The organism is Salinarimonas chemoclinalis (assembly GCF_041514305.1).
GTDB lineage: Bacteria > Pseudomonadota > Alphaproteobacteria > Rhizobiales > Beijerinckiaceae > Salinarimonas > Salinarimonas chemoclinalis.
The window spans coordinates 24,695-31,488 of sequence record NZ_JBGMWH010000030.1; the positions used below are offsets into that span (position 1 = coordinate 24,695).

Consider the following 6,794-nt stretch of genomic DNA (forward strand, 5'->3'; position numbering starts at 1 on the left):
CGCGCGTCCCGCCACGGCTCTCGACCGTCGCGACCCTGGCGAAGGGCGGCGCGGCCCGGCGCATGCGGCTCGGCCTGCTCGTGCGCCTTCGGGGCCTGTGGCGCGCGATCGCCGGGCGCGCCTCGTCGAGCCTCGTGCGCCGCATCGTGGTGCTCAACCTCGCCGGCCTCGTGGCGCTGTTCTTCGGCTTCCTCTACCTCAACCAGTTCCGCGAGGGCCTGATCGAGGCCCGCGTCCAGAGCCTGCTCACCCAGGGCGAGATCATCGCCGGCGCCATCGCGGCCTCGGCCACCGTCGATTCCGACACGATCCTGATCGATCCGGACCGGCTGCTCCAGATGCAGACCGGCGAGAGCTCCGTCCTCACCGACGACCTGTTCTCGCCGCTCGAGTTCTCGATCAGCCCCGAGCAGGTCGCGCCGCTGTTGCGCCGGCTCGTGACCCCCACGCGCACCCGTGCGCGGGTCTACGACCGCGAGGCGTCGCTGCTGCTCGACACCCGCGCGCTCTATTCGCGCGGCGACATCCTGCGCCTCGACCTGCCGCCGATCGAGACGAGCCCTCCCGGCCCGCTGGAGCGCGCCTTCGGAGCGCTGCGCGACTTCTTCGCGCCCACGCGCGCGCCCTCGCTCGAGACGATCGGCCCCACCGACGGGCGCACCTTCCCGGAGGTCCGCCAGGCCCTGCGCGGCGAGCGCGCCAGCGTCGTGCGGCTCAACCCCGCCGGCGAGACCATCGTCTCCGTCGCGGTGCCGATCCAGCGCCAGCGCGCCGTGCGCGGCGTGCTGCTGCTCTCGACGCAGGGCGGCGACATCGACGCCATCATCGCCTCCGAGCGCTTCGCGCTGCTCCAGGTCTTCATGGTGGCGGCGGGGGTGATGATCGTGCTGTCGCTCATCCTCGCGAATGCCATCGCCGGGCCGGTCTCGCGCCTGGCGGAGGCGGCCGAGCGGGTGCGCCGGGGCATCAAGTCCCGCCAGGAGATCCCCGACTTCACCGGCCGCTCCGACGAGATCGGCCATCTCTCCGGGGCGCTGCGCGAGATGACGGAGGCGCTCTACGACCGCATCGAGGCGATCGAGAGCTTCGCCGCGGACGTGGCGCACGAGCTCAAGAACCCGCTCACCTCGCTGCGCAGCGCCGTCGAGACGCTGCCCTTGGCGCGCTCCGACGACAGCCGCCGGCGGCTCCTCGACATCATCCAGCACGACGTGCGCCGCCTCGACCGGCTGATCTCCGACATTTCCGACGCCTCGCGCCTCGACGCGGAGCTCGCCCGCTCGGAAGCGGGGCCGGTCGACATGGCGCGGCTCCTCGGCGCGGTCGTCTCCATCGCCAACGACGTGCGTCGCCCCGAGGACGCGCCGATCGACCTCGACGTACGGCGCCCGGCGCGGAAGGGAACGGCCGGAACGGGTCGCGACGGCGCGCGGGACGGCGCGCGGGACGGCGCGAAGGAGCCCGGGGAGCGCGACGCCCGCACCTTCGTCGTCATCGGCCACGACAGCCGCCTCGGCCAGGTCGTGCGCAACCTGCTCGACAACGCCCGCTCCTTCTCCCCACCGGGCGCCGCCGTGCGCGTCGTTCTCGAGCGCGAGGGCGAGATCCTGCGCCTCGTCGTCGAGGACGAGGGACCGGGCATCCCCGATCACGCGCTGGAGCGAATCTTCGAGCGCTTCTACACCGACCGCCCCGAGCAGGGCTTCGGCCAGAATTCCGGGCTCGGCCTGTCGATCTCGCGCCAGATCGTCCAGGCCCACCGCGGCACGATCCGCGCGGAGAACCGCCTCGGCGCCGTCGGCGAAGACGGCGAGCCCCGCCGGCTGGGAGCCCGCTTCGTGGTGACGCTCCCAGCCGTGCGGGAGCGCCCGTGACGAGCGCATTGCCCCATCTCGCTCGCGGAGCCGGATTGGAGGCGACGCACCATGTCGTTGCAGCGCGCCGACGGTCTCCCCTCCCCCTCGTGGGGAGGGGCCGGGGGTGGGGGGCATGCAGGACGATCTCGACGCGCATGCCGTGCACCCGCCCGGGCGGGTTCGGCCGCGGCGGTGAGATCTCGGCGGCAGGCGCGGGGCGAGCGCATCGGCATCGACGTCGGTCGCAATCCTGCCCGCTCCACACCCCCCACCCCTCTCCACCAGGGAGAGGGGAGCACGTCGCGGCTGCGGATGCGGGGCCGGGGGCATGACCAGGACGGACACCCTCCACGCCTCCTGCGTCCTCGTCGGGGAGGCCGGCGTGCTGATCCGGGGGGCGTCGGGTGCGGGCAAGTCGCGGCTCGCGCTCGATCTGCTTGAGGCTGCGCGGGCGCGCGGGCTGCATGCCCGGCTCGTGGGCGACGACCGCATCCGGCTCGCAGCCGCCCACGGTCGGCTCGTGGCGCGCCCGCATCCCGCGATCGCCGGGCTCGTCGAGCGGCGCGGCGTCGGCATCCTGGAGCGGCCGCACGCCCCCGCCGCCATCGTGCGCCTCGTCGTCGACCTGGTTCCCGAGTACCCCCCGCGCCTGCCCGATCCGGAGGCTCTGGAGGCCGAGATCCTCCGCGTCAGGTTGCCGCGCCTCGTCTCCTCGGCGCACGACGGGATCGCCACGATTGCGCTCGACGCGCTGAGAGGCTTATCTGTCGGGACACCGCGGTGAACTGCCGACGAAATGGCGCGATGCTCTTGCGTTCGGCTTCGCAGTGCACAAGATAGCGGCTCCGCTCAGCCGAGCGACGGATGCAGGTCCACATGATCGGAATGGTGCTCGTCACCCACGGCCAGCTGGCGACGGAATTCCGCGCCGCGCTCGAGCACGTGGTCGGCCCGCAGGAGCAGATCGAGACGATCACGATCGGCCCCGAGGACGACATGGAAGCGCGCCGCGGGGACATCCTCGACGCCGTGCGGCGGGTCGAGACCGGCTCGGGCGTCGTCGTCCTCACCGACATGTTCGGCGGCACGCCCTCCAACCTCGCGCTCTCGTGCATGAACGGGCGCATGGTCGAGGTGGTGGCGGGCATCAACCTGCCCATGCTGATCAAGCTCGCCAGCGTGCGCGATCTCGAGCCCCTGGCGGACGCCGTGCTGCACGCCCAGGAGGCGGGGCGCAAGTACATCAACGTGGCCTCCCACGTGCTCGCGGGGAAGTGACATGACGGCCGAGCCCTCGATCGCACATCACGACGTGGAAGAGCCCTGCCCGGAGCCGCCGCCGGTGCCGGAGGGCGTGCTCGCCCGCGAGCTTTCGATCGTCAACCGCAAGGGACTGCACGCCCGCGCCTCGGCGAAGTTCGTGCAGACGGTCGAGCGCTACCAGGCGGAGGTGACCGTCACCCGCTGCGGCGAGACGGTGGGCGGGCGCTCGATCATGGGGCTGCTCACGCTGGCCGCCGCGCAGGGCACCTCCGTCCACGTCACGGCGGCCGGTCCGCAGGCCGAGGGCGTGCTCGACGCCCTCGCGACGCTGCTCGCGACCCGCTTCGGCGAGGACGAGTGAGCGTCAGCGCGTGAGCGCGCCGCCCGCGCGCCGCGCTTCCAGCCCGACGATCCGCTTGTGCAGATGCGTCATCAGCGCCACGCCGAAGAGCGGCGTCGCCAGGTTCACGATCGGGATCAGCAGGAAGCCCGCGATCACCGCGCCCGCGAGGAAGACGCGGCCCCTGTGGCGCTTCCTCAGCGCCACCGCCTCCGCCCGCGGATGGTGGCGGTTCGCGGCGAGCTCGAAATACTCGCGCGAGAGCAGGTAGGCGTTGGCCAGGAAGAAGGCGGCGAGGTTGACCACGGGAACGAGCAGCAGCGCGAGCGCCACGAGGTTGACCGCGAGCGTCAGGCCGAAGAAGCGCAGGCCGTAGCCGATCGAGGGCAGGAGCGGCATCTCCTTCCCCGGCGGATCGGTGGGGAAGTCCGTGCGCTCGACGATCGCCGCCGCCTCGTCGGCGAAGATCGAGGCGACGGGCGCCGAGACCGCCGGGATCAGGTAGAGCGCACCGACGAGGAACCCCGCGCCGGCGACGATCACGCCGATCGTGTCGATCCACGGATAGGCGTCGGTGAACGTCTCGCGCGCGAGCAGCCAGTCGACGCCCCGCGTCGCCGCCGCCCAGGCGACCGCGAGAAGGAGGATCGTCAGGCCGATCGAGCGCAGGAGGATGCCGCGCAGGCCCGGCGAGACGACCCCGCGCAGCGCGGCGAAGGCGGAGGCGAGGATCACCGGGCCGCTGCCTCGCCCGCGTCCGCCGCCGCGATCATCGCGAGCGCCTCTGCGGGATCGATGCGGCCGTCGTAGAGGGCGCGGCCGGTGATGGCGCCGCCGAGGGCCGCGCAGTCGGGCTCGAGCAGGCGCGCCACGTCGTCGATCGAGGCGAGGCCGCCCGACGCGATGACGGGGATCGTCACCGCCCGCGCGAGCGCCAGCGTCATCTCGATGTTGAGCCCCTTGAGGATGCCGTCCCGGGCGATGTCGGTGTAGACGATCGCCGCGACGCCCGCGTCCTCGAAGCGCCGGCCGAGTTCCTCGGCGGTGAGCGTCGAACTCTGCGCCCAGCCCTCGACGGCGACGTAGCCGTCCTTGGCGTCGATGCCCACCGCGATCCTCCCCGGATGCAGCCGCGCCGCCTCGCGCACGAAAGCGGGATCGCGCACCGCGGCGGTGCCGATGACGATGCGCGCGACGCCCTTGGCGAGCCAGCCCTCGACGGTGCGCATGTCGCGCACGCCGCCGCCGAGCTGAACCGGGATCGACACGTCCGCGAGGATGCCGTCGACCGCCGCCGCGTTCATCGGCTTGCCGGCGAAGGCGCCGTCGAGGTCGACGACGTGCAGCCAGGGGAAGCCCTGGGCGGCGAAGACGCGCGCCTGCGCGGCGGGGTCGTCGTTGAAGACGGTCGCCTGCTCCATGTCGCCCTGGATCAGGCGCACGCAGCGGCCTTCCTTGAGGTCGATGGCGGGATAGAGGATCACGGGCGCCACCTCAGGAAGTTGGCGATGAGAGCGAGCCCGAGCCGCTGGCTCTTCTCGGGGTGGAACTGGGTGCCGGCGATGTTGTCGCGCCCGACGATGGCGGCGAGGGGGCCGCCGTAGTCGGTCGTGGCGACGACGTCGCCGGGCTCGCGCGCCTCGAGGGCATAGGAATGCACGAAGTAGGCGTGCAGCCCGCCCTCGCCGGTGGGGATGGCGTCGAGCAGCGGGTGGGCGCGGCGCGCGTCGAGCACGTTCCAGCCCATGTGCGGGATCTTCAGCGCCGGGTCCGCCGGGCGGATCGCGCGCACGTCGCCGGGGATCCAGCCGAGCCCCGGCGTCGTCTCGTGCTCGAGACCGCGCGAGGCGAGGAGCTGCATGCCCACGCAGATGCCGAGGAAGGGCCGGCCGCGGCCCATCACCGCCTCGGTGAGCGTCTCGACCAGGCCGGGTACGGCGTCGAGCCCGCGCCGGCAGTCGGCGAAGGCGCCCACCCCCGGCAGCACGACGCGCTCGGCGTCGCGCACGTCGGCGGGGTCGCTCGTGACGGTCACCGCCATCGCGAGCCCCGCCTCGCGGGCGGCGCGCTCGAAGGCCTTCTGCGCGGAGTGCAGGTTGCCCGAGCCGTAGTCGACGATGGCGACGCTCATGGCGTTCCCTCCGGCCGCAGACCGAAGCGAACGATGTCGGCGCTCGGCCGCCCGGGCTCCGGCGGGGGAGGCGCGGGCGGAGGAGCCGCAGGCGGCAGGTCGGCGGGCGGAGGAGGCGGCGTGGCCGGGCGCTCCTCGCGCGTCGCCACGAGCCGCGCGCAGGCGAGCGCGTCCGCCTCGTCGTAGGTCGGCGCGGCGACGACGTCGACCATCGGCATGCCGCGGCGCGCGTAGGTCCAGCGCCGCAGACTCGACGCCTCGAGCCCGATCAGGAGCGCCAGGAGCAGGCTCGCCAGCGCCGCCGCACCCTCCCCGACCTCCAGCGCCTCGAGCGCGACCGAGAACGCGACGACGGCGAGAAGGGTCGCGAGCGCGGCGAGCCAGAGGCGGTGCCAGAGCATCCACAGGACCGAGAAGAAGAACGCGGCCCAGTTGAAGCCGTCGCGCACGAGGATGGCGCGATCGAAGGCCGCCGCGTCGCCCGGCGCGGCGCCCCGCGGCAGATGGACCGTATAGGTGCGCATCCTCACAGCGCTCCCTTGGTCGAGGGGATGCGGTCGGCCTCGCGCGGATCGACCGCCACCGCCGCGCGCAGCGCCCGGGCGAGGCCCTTGAAGCAGCTCTCGGCGATGTGGTGGCTGTTCTCGCCGTAGAGCGTCTCGACGTGCAGGGTCACGCCGGCGTTCGTCGCGAACGCCTGGAACCACTCGCGCACCAGCTCGGTGTCGAAGGTGCCGATCTTCTGCGTCGGGAAGGCGGTGCGGAAGACCAGGAACGGCCGCCCGGAGATGTCGATCGACACCCGGCTCAGCGTCTCGTCCATGGGCAGATGCACGGTCGCATAGCGTGAAATGCCGCGCTTCTCGCCCAGCGCCTCGCGGAACGCCTGGCCGAACGCGATGCCGACGTCCTCCACCGTGTGGTGGTCGTCCACGTGCGTGTCGCCCTTCGCGGTCACGTCGAGGTCGAACAGCGCGTGGCGCGCCAGGAGATCGAGCATGTGGTCGAGGAAGCCGACCCCCGTGGCGATCGCTGCTTCGCCCGTGCCGTCGAGGGCGAGCGAGAGCGAGACGTCGGTCTCGGAGGTCCGGCGGTCGACGCGCGCGGCGCGCATGGCGGTTCGTCCCGTGTGATGGTCGGGCGCGCGTTCTAGCAAGCGCCGGGCCGGATGGCCAGACGCCGATGACGCCCGCCTCCTCCCCGC

9 protein-coding genes are annotated in these 6,794 nt (G+C 73.0%); 4 read left to right on the forward strand and 5 right to left on the reverse strand.

The genetic code is table 11. From position 1 onward, the window contains the following. Positions 1–62: 62 nt before the first annotated feature. The 4 genes from AB9M23_RS22230 to AB9M23_RS22245 all read left to right on the forward strand — a co-directional run bounded on the left by AB9M23_RS22230 (position 63) and on the right by AB9M23_RS22245 (position 3,480). The gene (locus AB9M23_RS22230; protein WP_372426884.1) at positions 63–1,874 is read left to right on the forward strand and encodes a sensor histidine kinase; all 1,812 of its coding nucleotides are present in this window, start codon (positions 63–65) and stop codon (positions 1,872–1,874) included. Between the two features lie 310 nt (positions 1,875–2,184). Next, a complete protein-coding gene (locus tag AB9M23_RS22235) occupies positions 2,185–2,640 on the forward strand; it encodes an HPr kinase/phosphorylase (protein ID WP_372426872.1) in 456 nt (151 codons plus the stop codon). A 92-nt stretch (positions 2,641–2,732) separates the two neighbouring features. Next, positions 2,733–3,134, forward strand: coding sequence for a PTS sugar transporter subunit IIA (locus tag AB9M23_RS22240; protein WP_372426885.1), 402 nt, complete (start codon positions 2,733–2,735; stop codon positions 3,132–3,134). Position 3,135: 1 nt separating this feature from the next. Continuing rightward, positions 3,136–3,480: an HPr family phosphocarrier protein gene (locus AB9M23_RS22245; RefSeq protein ID WP_372426874.1), complete on the forward strand. Its 345-nt coding sequence runs from the start codon at positions 3,136–3,138 to the stop codon at positions 3,478–3,480. A gap of 3 nt (positions 3,481–3,483) precedes the next feature. Here AB9M23_RS22245 and AB9M23_RS22250 read toward each other — a convergent pair whose 3' ends face one another. From AB9M23_RS22250 to hisB, 5 genes are read right to left on the reverse strand one after another with little or no spacing between them, the layout of a single operon-like run. Next, positions 3,484–4,194, reverse strand: coding sequence for a sulfate transporter family protein (locus AB9M23_RS22250; RefSeq protein WP_372426876.1), 711 nt, complete (start codon positions 4,192–4,194; stop codon positions 3,484–3,486). After that, a complete protein-coding gene (gene hisA, locus AB9M23_RS22255) occupies positions 4,191–4,952 on the reverse strand; it encodes a 1-(5-phosphoribosyl)-5-[(5-phosphoribosylamino)methylideneamino]imidazole-4-carboxamide isomerase (RefSeq protein ID WP_372426878.1) in 762 nt (253 codons plus the stop codon). Before hisA ends, AB9M23_RS22250 begins: the two co-directional genes overlap by 4 nt. Next, a complete protein-coding gene (hisH, locus tag AB9M23_RS22260) occupies positions 4,940–5,590 on the reverse strand; it encodes an imidazole glycerol phosphate synthase subunit HisH (RefSeq protein WP_372426879.1) in 651 nt (216 codons plus the stop codon). Before hisH ends, hisA begins: the two co-directional genes overlap by 13 nt. Further along, entirely contained in the window at positions 5,587–6,114 is a 528-nt protein-coding gene (locus AB9M23_RS22265) for a DUF2628 domain-containing protein (protein WP_372426880.1), read from the reverse strand. Before AB9M23_RS22265 ends, hisH begins: the two co-directional genes overlap by 4 nt. A 2-nt stretch (positions 6,115–6,116) precedes the next feature. Beyond that, complete coding sequence (gene hisB, locus AB9M23_RS22270) at positions 6,117–6,704, reverse strand: imidazoleglycerol-phosphate dehydratase HisB (protein WP_372426881.1); 588 nt, start codon at positions 6,702–6,704, stop codon at positions 6,117–6,119. Positions 6,705–6,794 lie beyond the last annotated feature (90 nt).

What these genes read in the sequence shown, in the direction of transcription:
- AB9M23_RS22230 (WP_372426884.1), top strand. Translation starts at nt 63, where the DNA reads ATGCGGCTCGGCCTGCTCGTGCGCCTTCGGGGCCTGTGGCGCGCGATC.
- AB9M23_RS22235 (WP_372426872.1), top strand. Translation starts at nt 2,185, where the DNA reads ATGACCAGGACGGACACCCTCCACGCCTCCTGCGTCCTCGTCGGGGAG.
- AB9M23_RS22240 (WP_372426885.1), top strand. Translation starts at nt 2,733, where the DNA reads ATGATCGGAATGGTGCTCGTCACCCACGGCCAGCTGGCGACGGAATTC.
- AB9M23_RS22245 (WP_372426874.1), top strand. Translation starts at nt 3,136, where the DNA reads ATGACGGCCGAGCCCTCGATCGCACATCACGACGTGGAAGAGCCCTGC.
- hisH (WP_372426879.1), bottom strand. Translation starts at nt 5,590, where the DNA reads ATGAGCGTCGCCATCGTCGACTACGGCTCGGGCAACCTGCACTCCGCG.
- AB9M23_RS22265 (WP_372426880.1), bottom strand. Translation starts at nt 6,114, where the DNA reads ATGCGCACCTATACGGTCCATCTGCCGCGGGGCGCCGCGCCGGGCGAC.
- hisB (WP_372426881.1), bottom strand. Translation starts at nt 6,704, where the DNA reads ATGCGCGCCGCGCGCGTCGACCGCCGGACCTCCGAGACCGACGTCTCG.